The sequence below is a fragment of the Thiothrix lacustris DSM 21227 genome, from assembly GCF_000621325.1.
Classification (GTDB): Bacteria; Pseudomonadota; Gammaproteobacteria; order Thiotrichales; family Thiotrichaceae; genus Thiothrix; species Thiothrix lacustris.
Map to the genome: position 1 here is coordinate 72,369 of NZ_JHYQ01000007.1, position 23,013 is coordinate 95,381.

Here is a 23,013-nt window from a genome sequence, read left to right on the forward strand (position 1 = left end):
TTGCCTTTGAAGAAAGGGGAAGTGAATCTTCCCCTTTACGCTACGTTTTTGCTACTTAGTAACGGTAATGGTCAGCTTTGTAGGGGCCTTCCACCGGAACATCAATGTAATCCGCTTGCGTTTGAGTCAGTTCGCTCAGTTGCGCGTTGAGTGTTTTCAACTGTAAGCGAGCCACTTTTTCGTCCAAATGCTTCGGCAGAATGTAAATGCCCAGTGGGTATTTGCCAGAATCACGTTCTGCCCACAACTCGATTTGCGCGATGGTTTGGTTCGCAAAAGAAGAGGACATGACGTAAGACGGGTGACCTGTTGCACAGCCCAAGTTCACCAAGCGACCTTGTGCCAGCAGGGTAATGCGCTTGCCATCAGGGAAAATAACGTGGTCAACTTGTGGTTTGATTTCATCCCACTCGTACTGTTCCAGTGAGGCTACGTCGATTTCGTTATCAAAGTGACCGATGTTGCAAACGATGGCTTCGTTTTTCATCGCCTTCATGTGGTCATGGTTGATCACGTGGAAGTTGCCCGTTGCAGTCACGAAAATGTCTGCTTTGTCAGCAGCGTATTCCATAGTGACCACGCGGTAGCCTTCCATTGCCGCTTGCAGGGCGCAGATGGGGTCGATTTCTGTTACCCAAACTTGTGCAGACAGCGCACGCAACGCTTGGCAAGAGCCTTTGCCCACGTCACCGTAACCGGCAACTACCGCGACTTTACCGGCAATCATGACGTCGGTAGCACGCTTGATGCTATCCACAAGTGATTCACGGCAGCCGTACAGGTTGTCGAACTTGGATTTGGTGACGGAATCGTTGACGTTGATCGCTGGGAATTTCAGCTCACCACGGGCGTGCATTTGATACAAACGGTGTACGCCAGTGGTGGTTTCTTCGGTCACGCCACGGATTTCAGCCAGACGGGTGCTGTACCAGTTCGGGGACGTTTCCAGACGTGCACGGATAGCCGCGTACAGGAAGGTTTCTTCTTCGGAAGTCGGTTTGCTCACGATGCTGATGTCTTTTTCAGCGCGTGCGCCCAGATGCAGCAGCAGGGTGGCATCACCGCCGTCATCCAGAATCATGTTGGCTTGTTCGCCATTAGGCCATTCGAAGATTTTGTGGGTGTAGTCCCAGTATTCTTCCAGTGATTCACCTTTGAAGGCGAATACCGGTGTGCCCGTTGCCGCGATGGCTGCTGCGGCGTGATCTTGCGTAGAATAGATGTTGCAAGAAGCCCAGCGCACGTCTGCGCCCAGTTCTTTCAGGGTTTCGATCAGCACAGCCGTTTGGATGGTCATGTGCAATGAACCCGCGATGCGTGCACCTGCCAGTGGTTTGGCTGTGGCGAATTCACGACGGATCATCATCAAACCCGGCATTTCGTGTTCCGCGACGTTGAGTTCCTTGCGGCCCCAGGCAGCAAGACCCATGTCGGCTACGATGTAGTCGTTAAACGTTGTCATATTGTCATCTCCTAAATTTTTTACAGGCCAGCGGCAGAGCGCAGGGCAGCAGCTTTGTCGGTACGTTCCCACGGTAGGTCGAGGTCTTTACGACCGAAGTGACCGTAAGCCGCCGTGCCGCGATAGATTGGGCGCAGCAGGTCGAGCATTTTGGTGATGCCGTAAGGGCGCAGGTCGAAGTGTTCGCGTACCAGATCAGCGATCAGGGTTTCATCGACCGTATTAGTGCCGAAGGTTTCAACCGTGATGGAGGTGGGTTGCGCCACGCCGATAGCGTAGGAGACTTGAATTTCGCAACGTTCTGCCAAGCCTGCTGCGACGATGTTTTTCGCCACATAACGCGCTGCATAAGCGGCAGAACGGTCAACTTTGGAAGGATCTTTGCCGGAGAATGCGCCGCCACCGTGACGCGCCATGCCGCCGTAAGTGTCAACGATGATTTTGCGCCCAGTCAGACCGCAGTCGCCCACAGGACCACCGATCACGAAGTTGCCGGTCGGGTTGATGTGGTATTGCGTGCCAGCGTGCAGCCATTCTTCTGGTAGGACTGGCTTGATGACGTGTTCCAGCACGGCGCTGCGCAGGTCGTCAAGGCTGATCTCAGGGTTGTGCTGGGTAGACAGTACCACTGCGTCGATGGCAACGATTTTGCCTGCTTCGTAACGCACAGTGACTTGGGATTTTGCATCCGGGCGCAGCCAAGGCAGCGTGCCGTTTTTACGCATATCCGCTTGTTGCTTTACCAGACGGTGGGAATAGGTCAGTGCCGCTGGCATCAGTACGTCAGTTTCATTGCTGGCGTAACCGAACATCAAGCCTTGGTCGCCCGCGCCTTGGTCTTCTGGTTTGGCACGGTCAACGCCCATGGCGATGTCGGGGGATTGCTTGCCGAGTGCATTGATGACCGCGCACGTGTGGCCGTCGAAACCAATTTCGGAGTTGTTGTAGCCGATGTCGTTAACCACGCCACGCACGATGCCTTCGTAGTCAATTTCAGCATTGGTGGTGATTTCGCCTGCCAGTACGACCATGCCGGTCTTGGTCAGGGTTTCGCAGGCAACGCGTGCATACGGGTCTTTGGCGATGATCGCGTCCAGAATGGCGTCGGATACCTGATCCGCCATTTTGTCCGGGTGGCCTTCGGAAACAGACTCAGAAGTGAAGAGGTAGCTTCTCTCAGTCATTAAAGTTCTCCTAAATAAAAATTAAATGACTGAGCGCCGTTGGTATGTTCAACCATTATCTGAGCCTGGCGGGATGCTTCCCGTCGCAACGCTCCTCAGATACCATGGGTTGCGGATAACTAACTAGCCTTGTCAGCTCCCGACGAGCGGCATAATAGCGAAAACAAATCCATGTTGCACCATTCCTCACCCCGGAAAGTGATAAAAAAATCACATAAATGGGGTGTGCCCTATCTAACAAGGGAGAGTTGCCCCCTTAGCAGAAGTCCGCCACAATACAAGACATTATACCGCCTGCATAATAAATATACAAAAGGCTCGAATGCTATCGATTCAAAACTACAGGAGACCCATCAATGACTACACGCCGCGAGCTGGCTAACGCAATCCGCGTTTTGGCAATGGATGCCGTACAAAAAGCAAATTCCGGGCATCCGGGCGCACCGATGGGCATGGCAGACATTGCCGAAGTCCTCTATAACGATTTCATGTCACACAATCCGCAAAACCCCAAGTGGGTCAACCGTGACCGCTTTGTGATGTCTAACGGCCATGCCTCCATGTTGCCGTACTCTGTGCTGCACCTGACAGGCTATGACCTGAGCATGGATGACCTGAAAGCTTTCCGCCAATTGCATTCCAAAACCCCAGGCCACCCGGAATACGGTTACGCGCCGGGTATTGAAACCACTACCGGCCCACTCGGTCAAGGCATCACCAATGCCGTGGGTATGGCGCTGGCAGAAAAAATTCTGGGTGCGCAATTCAACAAGCCGGGTCACACCATTGTTGACCATTACAGCTATGTGTTCCTTGGCGATGGCTGCTTGATGGAAGGCATTTCCCATGAAGCGTGTTCATTCGCAGGCACGATGGGTCTGGGCAAACTGATTTGCTTCTACGACGACAACAATATCTCCATCGACGGCGAAGTCGACGGCTGGTTCACAGACGATACCCCTAAGCGTTTTGAAGCTTACGGCTGGCACGTACTGAGCGTTGACGGTCACGATGCTGATGCAATCAAGGCAGCCGTTGTGGCAGCGAAAGCTGAAACCAACAAGCCCACCATGATTTGCTGCAAAACCACCATCGGTTTTGGTTCACCGAACAAGGCTGGTTCACACGACTGCCACGGTGCAGCACTGGGTGATGCAGAAGTTGCGCTGACCCGTGCACAACTGGGTTGGGCTCATGCGCCATTCGAGATTCCTGCTAACGTTTACGCAGGTTGGGATGCGAAAGCCAAAGGTGCAGCGGCTGAAGAAGCGTGGAACGGTACGTTTGCAGCTTATGCGGCGGCATTCCCTGCTGAAGCGGCTGAATTCAAGCGCCGTATGGCTGGCGAACTGCCTGCTAACTGGGCGGAAGAATCTGCGAAAGCGATTGCGGCGATTGATGCGAAAGCAGAATCTCCAGCGACGCGCGTGGCGTCCAAGAATGCGCTGGATGCGTTTGCACCACTGCTGCCTGAATTCCTCGGCGGCTCTGCTGACCTGACGCCTTCCAACAATACCTTCAACAAAATGAGCAAGCACATCAGTGCGGGTCATGGTAAAGCGCAAGACTTCAGCGGCAACTACCTGTCTTACGGTGTGCGCGAATTCGGTATGAGCGCGATCATGAACGGCATGACCCTGCACGGCGGTTTGCTGCCTTACGGTGCGACCTTCCTGATGTTCTCTGAATATGCCCGTAACGCGCTGCGTATGGCTGCGTTGATGAATATTCAGACGATCTTCGTGTACACCCATGACTCTATCGGTCTGGGCGAAGACGGCCCGACTCACCAAGCAGTTGAGCAAATCCCGACCTTGCGCATGATCCCACGCATGTCGGTATGGCGTCCTTGTGATGCAGTGGAAACAGCGGTTTGCTGGAAACACGCGATTGAATACAAAGGCCCTAGCACGCTGATCTTCTCGCGCCAGAACCTCAAGCATCAAACCCGCGATGCCGCGACCCTTGCCAATATCGCTAAGGGTGGTTACATCCTGAAAGATACCGCTGGCACACCTGACGTGATCGTGATTGCAACAGGTTCTGAAGTGCAGTTGGCGATGGAAGCCGCCGCCGCTTCTGACAAGAAAGTGCGCGTGGTTTCCATGCCATCCACTGACGTGTTTGACGCACAAGACGCAGCGTACAAAGAATCTGTCCTGCCCGCAGCCGTGACTGCGCGTGTTGCAGTAGAAGCAGCGATCGGTGATGGATGGTATAAATATGTCGGACTGAATGGTAAAGTTGTCTGTATGACGACGTTCGGTGAATCTGCCCCAGCGGATCAATTGTTCAAGCAATTTGGCTTCACTGCCGAAAACGTCTTGAACGCGATCAATAGCGTCGCATAAGCAAATCGACAACCGGCGGCTTTTCTGAGGAGGGGAGCCGCTACTCATTTTATCTGATTAATTTTAGAGGAGTTCTTCATGACAATTAAAGTTGGCATCAATGGTTTTGGTCGTATCGGTCGTATGGCTTTCCGCGCTATCGCCAAAGATTTTCCTGGTATCGAAGTTGTCGGTATCAATGACCTGCTGGCAGCTGATTACCTTGCATACATGCTGAAATACGATTCCGTACACGGTCGTTTCGGTGGTGATGTTGCGGTTGACGGCAATAACCTGCTGGTTAACGGCAAAACAGTACGCCTGACGGCTGAACGCGATCCTGCCAACCTGAAATGGGGCGACATCGGCGTTGACATCGTGCTGGAATGCACGGGCTTCTTCCTCGACGAAGCAGGCTGCCAGAAGCACATCGAAGCAGGCGCGAAGAAAGTGGTTATGTCCGCTCCTTCCAAAGATACCACCCCGATGTTCGTTTATGGCGTAAACCACAACACTTACGCCGGTCAAGCGATCATTTCTGCGGCATCTTGCACCACTAACTGCTTGGCACCTGTTGCGAAAGTTCTGAACGACACTTGGGGCATCAAGCGTGGCCTGATGACTACCGTTCACGCAGCGACGGCTACCCAGAAGACGGTTGACGGCCCTTCCATGAAAGACTGGCGCGGTGGTCGTGGTATTTTGGAAAACATCATTCCATCCTCCACCGGTGCTGCTAAAGCAGTTGGCGTGGTACTGCCAGAGCTGAAAGGCAAACTGACGGGTATGGCGTTCCGCGTGCCTACTTCTGACGTTTCCGTGGTTGACTTGACGGTTGAGCTGAACAAAGAAGCGACTTACGCTGACATCTGTGCAGCCATGAAAGCAGCGGCTACCACTGGCGAGATGAGCAAGACACTGGGCTACACCGACGAGAAAGTGGTTTCCACTGACTTCCGTGGTGTTGGCTTCTCTTCCATCTTTGATGCTGAAGCGGGTATCGCGCTGGATGGCACCTTCGTGAAAGTCGTGGCTTGGTACGACAACGAATACGGCTATACCGCTAACATGCTGCGCTTTGTTGAGCACGTAGCAGCGAACTAAGGTTCAAAGGATGGGCGGGGAATCTCTCGCCCTCCTTCCCAGATCACTCAAATAAATCATCCACGCTTTATTTGACTGATTTGATTTCTGCAAGGAGTTTCACCACATGGCTTTCATCAAAATGACCGACTTGGATCTGAAGGGCAAACGTGTCCTGATCCGCGCCGACCTGAATGTACCTGTCAAAGACGGCAAAGTTACTTCCGACGCCCGTATTACTGCTTCCATGCCGACGATTGAGCACGCCATGAAAGCTGGTGCGAAAGTCATGGTCATGTCTCACCGTGGTCGCCCGACCGAAGGTGAAGTGGATGAAGCCAACTCCATGCAGCCTATCGCTGAAGACATGAGCGCTAAGCTGGGCAAAGATGTTCGTCTGGTCAAGGACTACATCAACGGTGGTTTTGACGTTGCCGAAGGCGAAGTTGTCCTGCTGGAAAATGTACGCTTCAACGCTGGTGAAAAGAAAGACAACGAAGAGCTGGCAAAGAAATATGCCGCCCTGTGCGATATTTTCGTGATGGATGCTTTCGGTACAGCGCACCGTGCGCAAGCTTCTACCCACGGCGCGGGCAAGTTTGCCCCAGTCGCAGCCGCAGGCATCCTGCTAACGGAAGAACTGATTGCACTGGACAAGGCGCTGGCAAAACCGGCACGCCCAATGGTAGCTATCGTCGGTGGTTCCAAAGTTTCCACCAAACTGACCGTGCTGGAAGCGCTTTCTGAAAAATGTGAGCAACTGGTTGTCGGTGGTGGTATTGCCAACACCTTCCTGAAAGCCACCGGCCACAACGTCGGCAAATCCCTGTGTGAAGACGATCTGGTTGATACAGCCAATGTCCTGATCAAGAAAATGACTGCTCGCGGCGCGACTATTCCTATCGCGGTTGACGTGGTGTGTGGCAAGAAATTCGACCCAGCCGAGCCAGCCGTATTGAAAGATGCCAAAGACGTGGCTGACGACGACATGATTTTCGACATCGGCCCCAAGTCTGCACAAGAGCTGGTCGACATCATCATGAACGCTGGCACGGTGGTTTGGAATGGTCCGGTCGGTGTATTCGAGTTTGACCAATTCGGCGAAGGCACTAAAGCCATTTCAATGGCAATGGCTGAAACCAAAGCGTTCACGCTGGCGGGCGGTGGCGATACTATCGCAGCGATTCAAAAATACGATATTTACGACAAGATTTCCTACATCTCCACTGCTGGCGGTGCTTTCCTGGAGTATCTGGAAGGCAAAACACTCCCGGCAGTTGCCATGCTGGAAGAACGCGCCAAAGGCTGATTAACTAAGCCCACCATTGTCAGACTTTAGTCTGACAATGGTTTTTCAGTACATGATTTCATAATACAACTATCATAGAACAAGCATAAACTAAGCACTTTACAGCACACAGTTAATAGGTAATACATTGAGAAGGACTAAAATTGTAGCGACTATGGGGCCTGCTACAGACACGCCAGAGGCGATCGAAGCTATTATTCGGGCGGGTGTGGACGTAGTGCGGATGAATTTCTCACACGGTACACACGAAGAACATGCGGCGCGTGCCGTGTTGGTGCGTGAGTTGGCGCATAAAGTTGGACGAATAGTTGCCATTTTGGGTGACTTGCAAGGGCCAAAGTTACGTATTGCACGCTTTATCGACGGTAAAATCACTCTGAAACCGGGTGATGCTTTCATCTTGGATGCAGAGCTTGCTGCCGATGCGGGCACGCAAGAGCGGGTCGGACTGGGTTACAAGGAACTGATCAACGACGTGGTCGTCGGCGATGAACTCTGGTTGGATGATGGGCGTATTGTCTTGGAAATTACCGCATTGAAGGGGCAGGAAATCCATACCCGCGCTATCAATGGCGGTATTTTGTCCAATAATAAAGGCTTGAACCGTCGTGGCGGTGGTTTGAGTGCTGAAGCCCTCACGGATAAAGATAGGGAAGACATTGCCGCCGCCGCCAGCATTGGCGTGGATTTTCTGGCAGTGTCTTTCCCGCGTTCGGCGGCTGATATTCATGAAGCGCGTCGTCTGGCATTGGAAGCAGGTTGCAAAGCCGGGATCGTGGCCAAGATGGAACGTGCGGAAACGATGGAAGCAGCGATCCGCGATGAAATCATTCTGGCTTCAGATGTCATTATGATTGCACGGGGTGATTTGGGTGTGGAAATTGGCGATGCTAAGTTGCCACAAGCTCAAAAATGCCTGATAAGCCGTGCCCGTACCCTAAACCGTGCGGTCATCACTGCGACGCAGATGATGGAAACCATGATCGATAATCCGATCCCCACGCGTGCAGAAGTGTTTGACGTTGCCAATGCGGTCATGGATGGCACGGATGCGGTCATGCTATCCGGCGAAACGGCGACGGGTAAACACCCTGCACTGGTGGTTAAAACGATGGCGGCTATTTGTGATGAGGCTGAAAATTCCAGCTATACCAGTCGGTCTGGGCATCGTATGGAAGAGCATTTCGAGCGTATCGATGAAGGTATCGCCATGGCAACCATGTACACGGCCAATCACATGGGTGTACGGGCGATTGCGACATTGACCGAATCAGGTGCTACGCCGTTGTGGATGTCGCGGATTCGTTCCGGTATTCCGATTTACGCGTTAACGTCCCGCGATGCGGCTGCCCGGCGCGTGTGTATGTACCGTGGTGTTTATCCGGTGAAATTGCACGAACCGATGAAAGACCCGAAAATCGCCAATCGCCAAGCCGTTGAGCTGATGATTGAAGAAGGTATCGTGGAAAATGGTGACCTGGTCATTATCACCAAGGGTGATTTTATGGGCATTAAGGGTGGTACCAACCAGCTCAAAATTCTGCGCGTTGGTGAGCATCAGAATGGTTAAGACACAATATATATAGTTTACATAACATTTCGAGGAGAACGACATGGCTTTGATTTCATTGCGCCAATTACTGGATCATGCGGCTGAAAACAGCTACGGGATGCCAGCATTCAACGTTAACAACATGGAGCAAATCCACGCCATCATGCAGGCGGCTGATGCGTGCAACTCCCCAGTTATCCTGCAAGGTTCCGCTGGTGCGCGTTCTTATGCAGGCGAACCGTTCCTGCGTCATCTGGTACTGGCTGCGGTCGAAATGTACCCGCATATCCCTATCGTTATGCATCAGGATCACGGCTCTGAACCAGCAGTTTGCTTCCGTTCCATCCAGTCCGGCTTCTCATCGGTCATGATGGACGGCTCCCTGATGGCTGATGCAAAAACCCCTTCCAGCTACGAATACAACGTTGAAACGACCCGTAAAGTGGTTGAACTGGCGCACGCTTGCGGCGTTTCTGTTGAAGGCGAATTGGGTTGCTTGGGTTCACTGGAAACCGGCATGATGGGTGAAGAAGACGGCCACGGCGCAGAAGGCGTGCTGGATCATTCCATGTTGTTGACTGACCCAGAAGAAGCGGCTGACTTCGTGCGCAAGACGGGTGTTGACGCGCTGGCGATTGCTATCGGTACTTCCCATGGTGCATACAAGTTCACCAAGAAGCCTACCGGCAATGTACTGCGTATTGACCGTGTGAAAGAAATCCATGCACGTATCCCAACCGTTCACTTGGTTATGCACGGTTCTTCTTCTGTGCCAGAAGACTGGCTCGAAATCATCAACAACTACGGCGGCGACATGGGTCAAACCTACGGCGTACCGGTTTCTGAAATCGTGGAAGGCATCAAGCACGGCGTGCGTAAAGTCAACATCGACACTGACCTGCGTATGGCATCCACGGGTGCAATCCGTAAGCACTTGCATGACAACAAGGCCAACTTTGACCCACGTAAGTTCCTGAAAGAATCCACCGCAGCGATGAAAGGCATCTGCCAAGCGCGCTTTGAAGCGTTCGGTTCTGCTGGTCAAGCCAGCAACATCAAGCCAATTTCACTGGAAGTGATGTTTGGTCAATACAAAGCTGGCAAACTCGACCCGAAAGTGTCTTGATTTTCAGCGTGTAATACCTAAAAAAGGGGCTTCGTGCCCCTTTTTTTTACACCAGTTGCGCATGGTAACGCAGGTATGCCGGTTCATATTCCTGTAAGGCTGCACGAAGTTGCGCCGTCGTGATCAGTGGGGAAAGGGCGCGTGCCAACACATTACAATTCCACAAACCCACCACGGGTTGTTGCCCGAATGCATAACGGTGGTGCTCATCATCCGGGTGACTGGTAACGTCAGGGTCACGTTTCGGGTTGAAAGCACTTGCCCCCACATCCAGCGTTATACCCAGTATCGACTGGTTATCGGTATTCATCACCCCATGCACAAAGCCGACTGCTTGCCAGTGCGCAATCAGGCGAGCAGTGCGTACCACCACTTCCCTGAAAAAGCCTGCATAATCGCCATTCGCCACGCAGTCCGCGTAATGGCAAGCGATCACATGATCAGCCAGTTGGCGTAAAGCTGTCGTATTTTTCTGGAAAAAATAGTTTTCAAACGTGCCAAAGCGCACATGGCTGGGGGCAATCCGGGTCACTATGGCAGCGGATTCAAAGCCGCCCCGATACACTTGCTGACTGCCTGCTACGACGCACAAACACCGCGTTGTCGGTACACCTAGCGCGGCGAGTTGTTCAGTCGTGTCAAATTCGTGCAGGCATTCGCGTAATCCAGCACGCCCGTCGGCGTTGCGGGCGTAGGCTGTTTTGCCTGCACCTTTCAGGTAAACATCCAGAGTGCCGGTGGGTGTTACCACCTCAGCTAACAGCAAGGCTCGCCCATCACCGAGAAACGGGTTGAAGTGGCCGAACTGATGCCCGGCGTAATCCTGCGCCAGTGGTTGCATACCGGGCAGCAAGGTATTACCGCTGAACACTTGCAGGAACAGATCCGTCGTGAATTCTGTAGGATCGAGACCGATCCATTCTGCCACCGCTCGATTGGTGCGGACGAGGCGAGGCTGTTGCAGTCCTTGTGGTTGGTGCTCGGTGTAAAACGCATTTCCTAGATTGTGGAAGTGGTGTTGGAGGGTGAGTTCGTTTAAGCGTTTCATCATTTAACAATATTGCCGAGTATGCCTTTTATCATCGCTACCATCCCATCATCTGATTACACTGACAAAATATAAACACAGGATACCCCATACCCATGCTGACCTTCATCCGTAAAAACCTCTGGCTCGTCATTGGCCTGATCGCGCTGAGCCTCGCGGCAAGCAGCTTTGTGCTGACGGCATTGCTGGATCTTCACCCCTGCTACTTGTGTATTTTCCAGCGCTTACTGTTCATGCTGATCGGGGTGTTTGCGCTGCTCGCCGTCACAGGATTCGGTGAAAAAGTCTGGGGTGGGCTGGTGCTGTTGCTGGCAGGCGTGGGCACTGCAACTGCCACTTACCAAACATGGTTGCAATTACAGCCCCCCGGCGAAGTCTCTTGCGCAGGCGGACAACCCAACCTGATTGAACAACTGGTTTATTTCCTCAGTGATCACGTTCCCGCCCTGTTTGAGGTGACGGGTTTGTGTGAAGACGAGGAGCTGGTCATTCTGGGGCTTTCCCTCGCCAATTGGGCACTGGTTTCTTTCCTATCAGCGTTTGTCGCGGCAGCTTGGGCTTTATTCCGCAAGCAAAACCGCGCGGATCAGGTGTAGCTGAGTCGCTATCACCAACCGAATAGCTGTACCTGCACCACATCCCCCGGTTCTACCGTGGCGGATGCTTCCGGCAGAATAATCAGGCAATTCCCCTTGCTCATGGAACTGAGCACGCCGGAACCCTGATAGCCGGATTTTTCCACCACCAGTTTGCCGTCTGCTGCGCGACTCACCGTGCCGCGTTGGAATTCCATCCGCCCCGGTCGTTTTTTCAGGCGGCTTTGGCTGATGGCATCCACCAGCAACGCTTGGTCAGCCGTTTGCCCGGCAAGTTTCAGCAAGGCAGGCTGGACGAATTGCAGGAATGTCACCATCACCGCCACCGGATTTCCCGGCAAGCCAAAGAACAGCGCATTGCCGAGCTTGCCGAAAGCCAGCGGACGCCCCGGTTTGATGGCGATTTTCCAGAAATTGATCTGCCCGAGCTTGTCGAGGATGAGCTTGGTGTAGTCGGCTTCACCCACGGAGACACCGCCGGAGGTGATGACCACATCGGCGATTGCCGAGGCTTGCAGGAAAGCCGCTTCCAGCGCCGTTGGGTCATCGCGTACCACGCCCATGTCGAGGATGTCGACGTTAAGCTGTTTCAACATGCCGTACAGGGCGTAGCGGTTGCTGTCGTAAACTTCCCCGTCGCGCAGGGTTTCGCCGATGCTGCGGAGTTCATCCCCCGTGGAGAAAAACGCTACCCGCAGCGGACGGTAGACGCTGAGTTCGCTGATGCCGAGGGAGGCGAGTACACCCAAATCCGCCGGATTTATCCGCCGCCCAGCACTGATAACGCAACTGTCCTTGGCGATGTCTTCACCTGCTTGGCGCACGTTTTGCCCGCTGCGGTGGCCTGCGCCGATGCGCACCCTGCCTGCTGCGCCTGCTTCGGTTTGCTCCTGCATCACCACGGTATCGGTTCCGGTTGGCATGGGTGCGCCGGTCATGATGCGCACGCATTCGCCCTGAGCACAGCTAGCGCTGAAGGGTACACCGGCGAACGCTGTACCGATTACCCGGTATTCGCGGATGGCATCGCCCGGCAAGTCAGTGCCGTTCAGGGCGTAACCATCCATCGCTGAGTTGACGTGGTTGGGTACGTTGAGGGGGGAAATCACGTCTTCCGCCAGAATATGCCCGAGGGCATCGCGTAACGGACGTTTGAGCGCGGGGGAAACCGCTTGCAGGGCATCCATGATACGGCTGCTGGCGGCGGCGACGCTCAGGCTGGTGGGGTCGAGGTCGTCGGCACAACTGGGGGCGGAACGGATGTGGTGGGTGGAGGGAGGGGTTTCCCCTTTCTTCATCCAGTTCAGCACAAATTCGGCGATTTGATCCGGTTGGTTGATGTCGAGTTTGGTGATGTGTGGCGGCGTTTCCAGCGTCATATCGTCGGTTGCCAAGGCAATCACATGGCTGTCGTCGGGGAACAGCAAGGGTTTGCCGAGGCTAGGGCGGTGTACTTCGATTTTGGGAATGGCGGTGTGCTTGAAGCCTTCCACCAGCACCAGATCGGCGCAATCGGGGTTGACGAAATGCAGCACGTCGACCAGTTCCGGTTCGCGCTGGGTTTTGCATTCCTGCATCATCGCCATGCGTTTGCGGGAAGCCAGCAGTACCTGATCGGCTCCGGCTTCGCGGAAACGGTAGCTGTCTTTGCCCGGTGTATCTAGCTCGATATTGTGGTGGCCGTGTTTGATCACCGTCAGGCGCAGCCCGGCGAATTTCAGGCGGGGGATCAGTTCGGTGAGCAGGGTGGTTTTGCCAGTGCCGCTCCAGGCGCAGAAGCCGAGGATGGGGAATGGGGTGGTGGAGGAAGGGAGGGGGATTTTCGCCCCTTCCATTTCTGCTTGCTGCTCTGGGGTATTGATATTGCGGAACATGTCGCGGCAAGTGGCGAAATCTGCTCGTGCCATGCGGTGTTGTGCGTACCACAGGTCGATCTTGCGGTCGCCGTTTTCCAGAAAGGCCAGCAGGCTGGGCAGCAGGCTGACGGGGATCAGCGCATGTACGGGTTGCAGGCGTTCGCCGTCATGCGCGACGGCCAGTTCAGCATCGTTTTGTTGCAGGGCTTGTAGCAGGCGTTCCGCCATGTCCGGCGCGATAGTGGGGCCGTCGCAGGGCACGGTCATAATGTAGGCTGTTTTGGCTTCCTGCATCGCTGCGGCGAAGCCCGCTAATGGCCCCTGAAAGCCGCTGAGTTCATCATTAACCACTGGCAAGCCGTAGCGCTGGTAGCGCTCGTGATTACGGTTAGCGTTGATCAGCACCGCGCCGGTTTGTGGCTGAAGTGCGTTCAGCAGGTGTTCTACCAGCGGCAGTCCGTTGAAGTCGATCAGTCCCTTGTCCTGTCCGCCCATGCGGCTGCCGCGTCCGCCTGCGAGGATGACGCCCGTAATATCGGTGGTTGAAAGCTTCTTTTTCATGATGGTACTCACGATGCCTGCTGTAAAAGGGTCATGTTAACGAATCGGGACGCGGGTGTAACCGTTTGCAGGCGGCCTGCGCTCAGATTCAGGTGTTCGTTGACCAATGATGAAAAACATTCCGGGTCGTGGCTGGCGACCAACAGTGCCATGCCGTCGTCGCGTAATTGGCGTAACAGGCTGATGGTGCGGTTGCGGGCTTCCCTATCCATGTTGGCGGTGGGTTCGTCGAGCAGCAGGATACGCGGTTGGCGTAACCAGGCGCGTGCCAATGCCACCCGCTGGTATTCGCCGCCGGACAGGGTTTTTGCACGGGTATCGGCGATTTTTTCCAGCCCTGCCCATTGCAGCGCGGTGTGGATGCGTTGCTCGCGTTCGGCTTTCGGCAGGCTGCGGTCAAGAGCAAAACTGAGGTTGTCGCGCACACTGCCTTCAAACATATAGGGTTGCTGGTGCAAATACAGCACGCTGCTTTGCAACAGCTTGCGGTAATGTCGCCAGTTGAGCTGTGCGTGGCCGGTGTCGGCCGCGAATTGTTCCGGCTTCTCGAAACCGCCGAGGATGCGCAGCAAGGTGGTTTTGCCCGTGCCATTTTCGCCGGTCAGCAGGGTGCAGCTACCGGTACGCAGGCACAGTTCCAGCCCCGCCAGGATCGTGCGCCGGGCGTAGTGTTTATGGATGTCGCGGAAATGCAGTGTACTCATGAGCCAACAAATCCTTTGCCTTGAAAGTGGTGTAACAATACGTTGAGAGTGGCCGCCATCACCAGTAATACCATACCGAGTGCGATGCCTTGGGCGAATTCACCTTTGCTGGTTTCCAATGCAATTGCGGTCGGAATATTGCGGGTGTGATGCAGAATATTGCCGCCTAGCATCATTGACGCGCCCACTTCCGAAATAATCCGCCCGAACGAGGCCAACACTGCCGCCAGCAAGCCGAAACGCACTTCGTAGATAATCGTCAGCAACGCCCGCAGGTGGGAAGCCCCCAGTGTCCGCGCCGTTTCCCACGCGCGGCGGTCAGCCGCCTGAAGTGCCGAATGACCGATCGACACCAGCATTGGAAAGGCCAAGGCAATCTGCCCGATGATCATGGCGTTTTGGGTGAACAGCAAGTGCCATTCCCCTAAGGGGCCTTGCCGTGACAAGATCAGGTACAAGGTTAGGCCAATCACGACCGTCGGCACGGATAGCAGGGTGCTGAAAAGGGCAATGATCAGCCGCCTGCCGGGAAAGTTTCCATACGCCAGCACAAACGCCAGCAACACGGCTGGCGGGGTGGCGATCAGTAAGGCCAGCAGGGAAACGCGGAAGGAGATTCCGACAATTTCCCACAAGGCCATGTCACCGCTGAACAGCAGGTGCAGGGCTTTGAGGCTGGCGTCAATCAGGGCATCCATGCACCCTTATTTGGCGGTCGCTGGTTTGTCAGCATTCGGGGTGAACAATGGCGTACCGTTGATCTTGAAATCGGCAATTGCTTGCTGGCCTTTTGCCGAGACGATCCAGTCGATAAAGGCTTGTGCGCCCGTGTGGTTAATGTCGGGGTAACGTGTTTGGCTGACCGCAATCACACCATAGGGATTGAACAAATCCTTGTCGCCTTCGTGGACGATTTTCAATGGGGATTTGTCAACGCCCGCTAGCCAAGTGCCACGGTCAGCGAGGGTGTAACCTTCCAGTTCGCCCGCCATCTGGATAACCTTGCCCATGCCTTGTCCGGCTTCACGGTACCAGTCACCTGCTGGCTTGATGCCTGCGGTTTCCCACAATTGCTTTTCTTTCTTGTCCGTGCCGGAATCATCGCCGCGTGAGATGAAAATGGCTTGCTTCTCAGCGATTTTGGCGAATGACTCAGGCGCAGTCTTGGTGTCGCGCACGCCTGCCGGGTCAGCATCGGGGCCGAGCACGATGAAATCGTTGTACATCACCGGGTAACGCTTGTCGCCGTAGCCTTTTTCGACGAATTCTTTTTCGGCAGCGGGGGCGTGTACCAGTACCACATCCACATCGCCATCTTCACCCATTTTCAGCGCCTTGCCCGTGCCGACGGCAATGACTTGTATGCTGTAGCCAGATTCTTTCTCGAATTTGGGCAGCAAATCTGTGAGCAGGCCGGAGTTTTCGGTACTGGTGGTGGTGGCCATTTTCAGCGTCATGTTGGCAGGTTTATCATCGGCATAAACTACGCCGCACAGGAATGCGCTTGCCAGCAATAGGGTTGATAACAGCTTTTTCATGAAGTCTCCTTGAGTGAGTGGTATACATTGTGTTTGCAACTGGCAGATACAGAGCAAAAACAATGCCACCTTGCTACTTATCGGTCTAAAAGCCGTTTTGGCAGGTATAAAACACCCTGAAACTACGCTAAACCACCAAGGCTGATGGCTGATTGATGTCAAATTGGTTCATTATGTCCCATATGTTGCACAGGTTATGGGTCATAATGATACAATCATCGGTATTGCAAGCCATTGGTAACCCCACCTAATGAAATCTGTGCTGATTGTTGATGATGAGCCTGGTATCCAGTCCTTTTTCCTGCGTGGCCTAACCAGTCGCTTTGACCTGATCGAAACGGCGGGCGATGTAAAAACTGCCAATGCGCTGCTGGAACGCTGCCATTTTGACTTGATCATTTCCGACATCCGCTTACCAGACCGTACCGGGGTGGAATGGGTAACGGAAATGCGCGACAAGGGCAACCTGACCCCGGTCATTTTCATCACCGCCTACGCCAGTCTGGAAACCGCCATCGAAGCGCTGCGGGTGGGGGCGATGGATTTCATCCTTAAACCGTTCCGGCTGGAGCAGATACTCGCAGCGATTGACCGTTGTCTGGAAACTCAGCAGTTACGCCGGGAAAACTTCGTGTTGCGCCGCCAATTGGAACAGCATTTGGAGGTCGGCGGTATTATTGGTGAGTGCGAGGCGGTACACAGCGTCTGCCAGATCATTCGACAGGTTGCGCGGATGCCATCTACCGTGTTGATTGAGGGTGAATCCGGTACGGGCAAGGAGCTGGCCGCCCGTGCGATTCACGAACTCAGCCAGCGCAAAGGTAATTTTGTCTCGGTCAACTGCGGGGCGATGACGGCAGAGCTGATGGAGAGCGAGCTGTTCGGTCACGTCAAAGGCTCTTTCACCGGGGCGCATCAGGCGCGGGAAGGGCTGTTTGCCTACGCCAACGGGGGGACATTGTTTTTGGATGAAATCGGTGAAATGCCGCTGACCATGCAGGTGCATTTGCTGCGGGTGCTGGAAGAGCAGCGTATTCGCCCGGTGGGTTCCAACCGTGAAACGCCGATTGACGTGCGTATCCTTGCCGCTACCAACCGCGAACTGGTGCAGCGGGTTAAAGAGGGGTTGTTCCGTCAGGATTTGTTTTACCGTCTGAATGTACTCAGCATCCGCCTGCCGCCGTTGCGTGAGCGTGGGCAGGATGTGGATTTACTGGCACACCATTTCAGCAAACGGCTTTCCGGCGAACTGGGGGTGAATGCCTTACCGCTGGATAGAGCCGAAATCATGCGTCTGCAAGCCTACGACTGGCCGGGCAATGTGCGCGAACTGAAAAACGTGATCGAACGGGCGTTGTTGTTGGGCATTATGCCTAGCCAGTGTTTGGCGGGAACGCCATCCGGCAGAAAACTGCCCGTACTCAAGGAAGAGGCTTTGCTGCTGGAGGATGTGGAAAAGCAGCATATTCTGCGTGTACTGGCGTTGGAAGACAGCAACAAGTCGGCAGCGGCGCGGCAATTGGGTATCTCCCGCAAGACGTTGGAACGCAAGTTGAATGGCTGGGCATTGGAGTGATCGGGTGAAGCTATGGCGTCTGCTGTTCCGCAAGATTCAGCGTTCGGTACGTTACAAAGTCTTGTTGCTGGTGTTGCTGCCCTTGTTGCTGATGATGCCGTTGCTGTTGGGGGCGACGGTGTATTGGGGCTATCAGCTCACTTACCAGCAGTTGTTTATTAAGGTGAATACCGATCTGTCAGTGGCGGATGATGTGTTCCGCCGCCTGCAACAGGATTACCTCAACCGATTGGCGCGGTTCGGCGAGTCGTATGCTTTCCGTACCTTGCTGGATGCCGGGGATCAGGCGGGTATTTCCCGACGGCTGGAAGCTTTGCGTCGTGAGGAACAGCTTGCCTACCTGCAACTGCTGGATTTGGGGCAATTGGATAGCTTCCCGGATGCGCAATCCGGGCGTCAGTCGCCTGCGTTGCAAGCCGCGATTCGGGGGCAGGCCAGCACCGGTATTGCCATTTTCAGCCCGGAAGATTTGCGCCGCGTTGACCCGCATTTGGAGGAACAAGTACGCTTGCCGCTACTTTCCACCCCTTACGCCCGACCCATCCAGCGGCAGCAGGAAAACCGGGGGATGATGATCCGCGTGCTGTATCCGGTACGCGATACCGAGGAGCATGTCATTGCGGTGATGGATGCGGGGGTGTTGCTCAACGGCAATTTTGCGCTGGTCGATGCCATCCGCGATTTGGTGTACGGCAAGGGCAGCCTGCTGCCGGGCAGTATCGGCACGGTGACGATCTTTCTGGATGACGTGCGCATTTCCACCAACGTGCCGCTGAAACCGGGTGAACGTGCCCTGGGAACGCGGGTATCAGAAATTGTGCGCCATACCGTGCTGGATCAGGGGCAGAACTGGATCGCCCGCGCCTTCGTGGTCAACGACTGGTACATTTCCGCCTACGAGCCGATTTTGGATGAAAGGGGGCAGCGGGTTGGCATCCTCTACGCCGGTTATCTGGAGCAGCCATTCCGAACCAAATTGTGGAATGCCATCCTGTTCTTACTGGTGCTGTTTCTGGCGCTGACTGGCGTGACAGCGGCGCTAGTGGTACAGGGTGCTGGGGTTATCCTGCGGCCGCTGGAAAAAATGCGTGAGGTTATCCGCGCCATCAGCCGGGGGGAAAAGCAGCGCATCGGCAAGCTGGCTTCCCGCGACGAATTGGCTGAACTCGCCCGTCGTTTCGACCTGATGCTGGAACAACTGCAATTACGCAGCGATGAAATCAGCCACTGGGCAACGCATCTGGAACACAAGGTCGACGAACGTACCGCCGAACTTCAGCAGAAAAACGCTGATCTCAGTCGCACGATTACCTTGTTGCACACGACCCGCAATCAATTGGTTGCTGCCGAAAAAATGGCAGCACTCGGCGAGTTGACCGCAGGCATGGCGCACGAAATCAATAACCCGGTCGCGGTCATTCTCGGCAATGTTGACGTGATGACTTCATTACTGAGGGAACACGCCCAGCCGGTACAGCCAGAAATCGACCTCATTATCGAACAGATCGACCGGATTCGCGCCATCATCCACAACCTGTTGCAATACGCCCGGCCTGCTGATCATTTGCAGTTGGAACAGGTGGATGTGAATGTTTTGGTCGCACAAACCTTCAAGCTGCTGAAGCATAGCCACCAGCATCGGCATGTCCGTTTCAAGACCGATTTCGGTGCTAGCCTGAAGGTCACGGTCAACCCGCAGGAATTACAGCAAGTTTTGGTCAACTTGATCCGCAATAGTATTCAGGCGCTGCCGGAAAGCGGTGGCTTGATTACCATCAGCACAGAACGCTGGGCGTTTTTGGGGGTTGTTATCCACATCCGCGACAACGGTGCAGGCATTGCGCCAGAACACTTGCCGCGCATTTTCGACCCATTCTTTACCACCAAACCGAGCGGTGAAGGTACGGGGTTGGGGCTGTCGTTGAGCTATGCAATGGTGCAGCGTTACGGCGGACATATTACGGTGGAATCGGTGTTGGGTAAGGGCACAATGTTCAGTGTGTATTTGCTGGAAAGCCCGGTGGATGAGACGTGAAATAGGTGTCCATTTACTGTAGCATAAGTTACTGTAACAATTATTACGGTAACTCTGTATGAAGTTCTACAACCGCGAATCGGAACAACAGCAGCTCCAGTTTTGGTCTGAACAGGCCGCCAATGGACAGTCCAGCCTGACCATGTTGGTAGGGCGGCGGCGGGTCGGTAAAACTGCTCTACTGCATGAGACTTTTCAGCGGTGGCCTACCCTGTACCTGTTCATTTCCCGCAAGGCGGAACCCTTGCTGTGTGATGAGTTCACCGAACAAATACGTACCCAGTTGAACATTCCAGTCTTTGGGCAGCCCAAAAGCTTGCGCGAAGTGTTGGAAATCCTCTTCCAATATGCAAAAAGCCAGCCGTTGACCCTGATTTTGGACGAGTTTCAGGACATTGCTCGCGTCAATAGCGCAGTTTTCTCGGAATTGCAGCATTTGTGGGATCAGCATCGCGCCTCCATGCGTCTGCACCTGATTTGTTGTGGGTCGCTGTATTCCCTGATGACCCGTTTGTTCCAGAATAGCCGCGAGCCGCTATTCGGGCGTGCCGATCACCGTATCAACCTACAACCGTTAAAACCGGCCTACCTCAGTGAGCTGCTGCACGACCAACAGCGTTTCAGCCCGGAAGCCATGCTTATCTGGTACACGCTCAGCGGTGGCATTCCCAAATACCTCGAATGGTTGGCACAAACTGATCCGCAACAGGATATTTGGGAAGCGCTGATCAACGAACACAGCCTGATACTGGAGGAAGGCCGCTATCGTCTGGCAGAAGAATTCGGGGCGGAGCAAAATACCTATTTCTCCATACTCGCCACCATTGCCAGCGGCAAAACCAGCCGCAGCGAAATCGAGTCTGTGCTGGAAATATCCATTGGCCCTTACCTCAAGCGTCTGGAAGAGGAGTTCGATATTCTGCAACGCATCCGTCCTGTGCTGGCGCTTTCCACCAGCCGCCAGATCAAGTACCGGATTCAGGACGCCTTCCTCAGTTTCTGGTTTCGCTTCATTTATCGCTATCGTAGCGCGATTGAGATCGAAAACTTCGCCTTCATCCGTCAAGCGATTCAGCGGGATTTCCCCACGTATAGCGGCCTGTGGTTGGAGCAACTGATTCATAAACAGCTCGCTGCCAGTGGGCAATACAACCTGATTGGTGGCTATTGGGAGGCGAGTAATAAAAACGAAATCGATGTGGTGGCGCTGAATGAGCTGGATAAAACTGCCTTGATCGGTGAAGTCAAACGCAATCCTAAAAGTTTGCGGCTCAGCCACCTGAAAGAGAAAGCCCGCAAGCTTGAGCAAAAACTTGCGGGCTATGACATTACTTATCGGGGATTTTCGCTGGAGGACTTGAAGTGATGACGCTTCCTTAACGTGAGTGATCTAACAAGCCATCGCCCTTAGCCTGCTCAATACTGTCTGCCGGAACCGCTTGATCCTTCATTTCCTCGTACCACAAATCATGGTGTTCCTTCGCCCAGTTGGCGTCGCAATAGCCGGTCGCCATGGCTTCAAACGCGCCTTCCATGGCGACTGTACCCATGTAGATGTGTCCCATCGCGCCCGACATAATGACCACGCCTGCGATGCTGTGAATCCAGTGATACCACGTCATGACGTTGCGCCCCTGCTCGAAGTTGGGGAAATCCAGCACTAGCCCGCTGACCACTACAAATGCGCCAACGATGGCTGCAATCCAGTACCAGCCTTTCTCGCCCGCGTTGTAGCATTCAGCAGAAACGTGTTTGTCGCCAAACAAGCCGCCACCTTTTGCTAGCCATTTCAGGTCGAGCAGTTTGGGCATATTGCCTTTCATGAAGGTAATCACCAGCACCACCAACGATACGGCAAACGCAGGCCCCGCAAAATCATGGATACGCTTGAACAGGTAAGTCAGCGTGCCGCCGATTTCCGCCCCGAACACAGGAATCACAATATGACGCCCGAACATCAACACCATGCCAGTAATGGCCAGTGCCACGAACAGGATAGCCGTCGTCCAATGCACATAACGCTGCAAGGTGCTGAAACGCTTGATCTTGTGATCAGAACGCCCGGCGCGGATTGGAATCTTACCGCGTACCAGCCGGAACACGATAATCGCCAGTGCCACCAAGCCGAGCACGATAGCCGCGTTCGGAATCAGTTTTTCCATCCGGTATTCGCGCCAGTCTTGACCTTGCTTGTTGATCAGCACGCCCGTATCGACGCCTTGCACCTGCGTCCGAATTTGCCCGGTATCCGTGCCGTCGCGACCACGGATTTCATTCCATAAATCCACGCCCGGTGAGGGTACATTTTGCGCCGCTAACGGTGGCGGGGCTGCGGTTTGATCCGCCGCCTGTACACCTGGCACAACCACCAGCAGACACAACAAGAGGAGAACCTTGTTCATAATCCTACTCCGTGGCTGTAGCCTTACCTTCCAGTTCTGGCGGAACCACCGTTGGCTGGAAACCCGTTTGTTGCAGGCTAGAGCTTGAAACCAGTGCGCTCGCCGCCCGGTTCACCACCCGCTTGCGGTAGATGTCAGCAACGATATTCGCATCCCCCGCCAGCAATGCCTTGGTGGAACACATTTCCGCACACAGTGGCAGCTTGCCTTCAGCAATACGGTTGCTGCCGTATTTTCTGAACTCTTCCGGGCTATTGTCGGCTTCTTCGGGGCCTCCGGCGCAGAAGGTGCATTTGTCCATCTTGCCGCGTGACGAGAATGCGCCATCGCTAGGGAATTGCGGCGCACCGAACGGGCAAGCATAGAAGCAATAGCCACAACCGATACAGGTATCCTTGTTGTGCAGCACGATGCCGTCTTTGGTGGTGGTGAAACAATCCACCGGGCACACCGCCTGACAGGGCGCGTCGGAACAATGCATACAGGCGACCGACAGCGAACGTTCACCCGGCTCGCCATCTTTGATCGTCACCACCCGGCGGCGGTTAACGCCCATCGGCACTTCGTTAGCGTTTTTGCACGCCGTGACACAGCCATTGCACTCAATGCAGCGTTCCGCATCACAATAAAATTTCATTCTTGCCATGATTC

18 protein-coding genes and 1 riboswitch are annotated in these 23,013 nt (G+C 54.4%); of the genes, 9 read left to right on the plus strand and 9 right to left on the minus strand.

Annotation, left to right across the window (positions count from 1 at the left end; translation table 11 throughout):
• Positions 1-55 precede the first annotated feature (55 nt).
• Together ahcY and metK are read right to left on the minus strand one after the other, a co-directional pair.
• The gene (ahcY, locus tag Q394_RS0104800) at positions 56-1,462 is read right to left on the minus strand and encodes an adenosylhomocysteinase (RefSeq protein WP_028488271.1); all 1,407 of its coding nucleotides are present in this window, start codon (positions 1,460-1,462) and stop codon (positions 56-58) included.
• A 20-nt stretch (positions 1,463-1,482) separates the two neighbouring features.
• Positions 1,483-2,646 carry a methionine adenosyltransferase gene (gene metK / locus Q394_RS0104805; protein ID WP_028488272.1) on the minus strand — a complete coding sequence of 388 codons (1,164 nt, stop codon included), beginning with the start codon at positions 2,644-2,646 and terminating at the stop codon, positions 1,483-1,485.
• A 24-nt stretch (positions 2,647-2,670) separates the two neighbouring features.
• Positions 2,671-2,749, minus strand: a riboswitch (S-adenosyl-L-homocysteine riboswitch).
• 253 nt (positions 2,750-3,002) lie between these two features.
• Here metK and tkt point away from each other — a divergent pair.
• The 5 genes from tkt (at position 3,003) to fba (ending at position 10,046) form a co-directional block, all read left to right on the plus strand.
• Positions 3,003-4,997 (plus strand): transketolase, encoded by a 1,995-nt coding sequence (gene tkt, locus Q394_RS0104810; RefSeq protein ID WP_028488273.1) that lies wholly within the window; start codon positions 3,003-3,005, stop codon positions 4,995-4,997.
• Positions 4,998-5,075: 78 nt separating this feature from the next.
• Positions 5,076-6,080, plus strand: a complete 1,005-nt coding sequence (gene gap / locus Q394_RS0104815; RefSeq protein ID WP_028488274.1) for a type I glyceraldehyde-3-phosphate dehydrogenase — start codon at positions 5,076-5,078, stop codon at positions 6,078-6,080.
• A gap of 106 nt (positions 6,081-6,186) precedes the next feature.
• The gene (locus Q394_RS0104820; protein WP_028488275.1) at positions 6,187-7,368 is read left to right on the plus strand and encodes a phosphoglycerate kinase; all 1,182 of its coding nucleotides are present in this window, start codon (positions 6,187-6,189) and stop codon (positions 7,366-7,368) included.
• Between the two features lie 127 nt (positions 7,369-7,495).
• The gene (gene pyk / locus Q394_RS0104825) at positions 7,496-8,938 is read left to right on the plus strand and encodes a pyruvate kinase (protein WP_028488276.1); all 1,443 of its coding nucleotides are present in this window, start codon (positions 7,496-7,498) and stop codon (positions 8,936-8,938) included.
• A 43-nt stretch (positions 8,939-8,981) separates the two neighbouring features.
• Entirely contained in the window at positions 8,982-10,046 is a 1,065-nt protein-coding gene (fba, locus tag Q394_RS0104830) for a class II fructose-bisphosphate aldolase (protein WP_028488277.1), read from the plus strand.
• A 46-nt stretch (positions 10,047-10,092) separates the two neighbouring features.
• On the opposite strand, the gene Q394_RS19165 is transcribed toward fba, so the two are convergent.
• Positions 10,093-11,097: a protein adenylyltransferase SelO family protein gene (locus Q394_RS19165; RefSeq protein ID WP_051542815.1), complete on the minus strand. Its 1,005-nt coding sequence runs from the start codon at positions 11,095-11,097 to the stop codon at positions 10,093-10,095.
• A gap of 92 nt (positions 11,098-11,189) precedes the next feature.
• On the opposite strand from Q394_RS19165, the gene Q394_RS0104840 reads away from it, so the two are divergent.
• Positions 11,190-11,690: a disulfide bond formation protein B gene (locus Q394_RS0104840; RefSeq protein WP_028488278.1), complete on the plus strand. Its 501-nt coding sequence runs from the start codon at positions 11,190-11,192 to the stop codon at positions 11,688-11,690.
• Positions 11,691-11,701: 11 nt separating this feature from the next.
• Here Q394_RS0104840 and Q394_RS0104845 read toward each other — a convergent pair whose 3' ends face one another.
• The 4 genes from Q394_RS0104845 to Q394_RS0104860 are packed head-to-tail and all read right to left on the minus strand — an operon-like array spanning position 11,702 to position 16,349.
• Positions 11,702-14,107, minus strand: a complete 2,406-nt coding sequence (locus tag Q394_RS0104845) for a bifunctional molybdopterin-guanine dinucleotide biosynthesis adaptor protein MobB/molybdopterin molybdotransferase MoeA (protein WP_169735879.1) — start codon at positions 14,105-14,107, stop codon at positions 11,702-11,704.
• A gap of 8 nt (positions 14,108-14,115) precedes the next feature.
• Entirely contained in the window at positions 14,116-14,811 is a 696-nt protein-coding gene (locus tag Q394_RS0104850) for an ABC transporter ATP-binding protein (RefSeq protein ID WP_028488280.1), read from the minus strand.
• A complete protein-coding gene (locus Q394_RS0104855; RefSeq protein WP_028488281.1) occupies positions 14,808-15,509 on the minus strand; it encodes an ABC transporter permease in 702 nt (233 codons plus the stop codon). Before Q394_RS0104855 ends, Q394_RS0104850 begins: the two co-directional genes overlap by 4 nt.
• A gap of 6 nt (positions 15,510-15,515) precedes the next feature.
• A complete protein-coding gene (locus tag Q394_RS0104860; RefSeq protein WP_028488282.1) occupies positions 15,516-16,349 on the minus strand; it encodes an ABC transporter substrate-binding protein in 834 nt (277 codons plus the stop codon).
• Positions 16,350-16,599: 250 nt separating this feature from the next.
• Here Q394_RS0104860 and Q394_RS0104865 point away from each other — a divergent pair, with 250 nt between their 5' ends.
• From Q394_RS0104865 to Q394_RS0104875, 3 genes are read left to right on the plus strand one after another with little or no spacing between them, the layout of a single operon-like run.
• On the plus strand, positions 16,600-17,925 hold the full coding sequence (locus Q394_RS0104865) for a sigma-54-dependent transcriptional regulator (RefSeq protein ID WP_028488283.1): 1,326 nt from the start codon (positions 16,600-16,602) through the stop codon (positions 17,923-17,925).
• On the plus strand, positions 17,906-19,960 hold the full coding sequence (locus Q394_RS19170; protein ID WP_051542818.1) for a sensor histidine kinase: 2,055 nt from the start codon (positions 17,906-17,908) through the stop codon (positions 19,958-19,960). The genes Q394_RS0104865 and Q394_RS19170 overlap by 20 nt, the downstream gene beginning before the upstream one ends.
• Positions 19,961-20,018: 58 nt before the next feature.
• On the plus strand, positions 20,019-21,326 hold the full coding sequence (locus Q394_RS0104875) for an ATP-binding protein (protein ID WP_028488284.1): 1,308 nt from the start codon (positions 20,019-20,021) through the stop codon (positions 21,324-21,326).
• Positions 21,327-21,336: 10 nt separating this feature from the next.
• On the opposite strand, the gene Q394_RS19175 is transcribed toward Q394_RS0104875, so the two are convergent.
• Positions 21,337-22,362: a formate dehydrogenase subunit gamma gene (locus Q394_RS19175; RefSeq protein ID WP_051542822.1), complete on the minus strand. Its 1,026-nt coding sequence runs from the start codon at positions 22,360-22,362 to the stop codon at positions 21,337-21,339.
• Between the two features lie 4 nt (positions 22,363-22,366).
• Positions 22,367-23,008 carry a formate dehydrogenase FDH3 subunit beta gene (gene fdh3B / locus Q394_RS19180; protein ID WP_051542827.1) on the minus strand — a complete coding sequence of 214 codons (642 nt, stop codon included), beginning with the start codon at positions 23,006-23,008 and terminating at the stop codon, positions 22,367-22,369.
• Positions 23,009-23,013 lie beyond the last annotated feature (5 nt).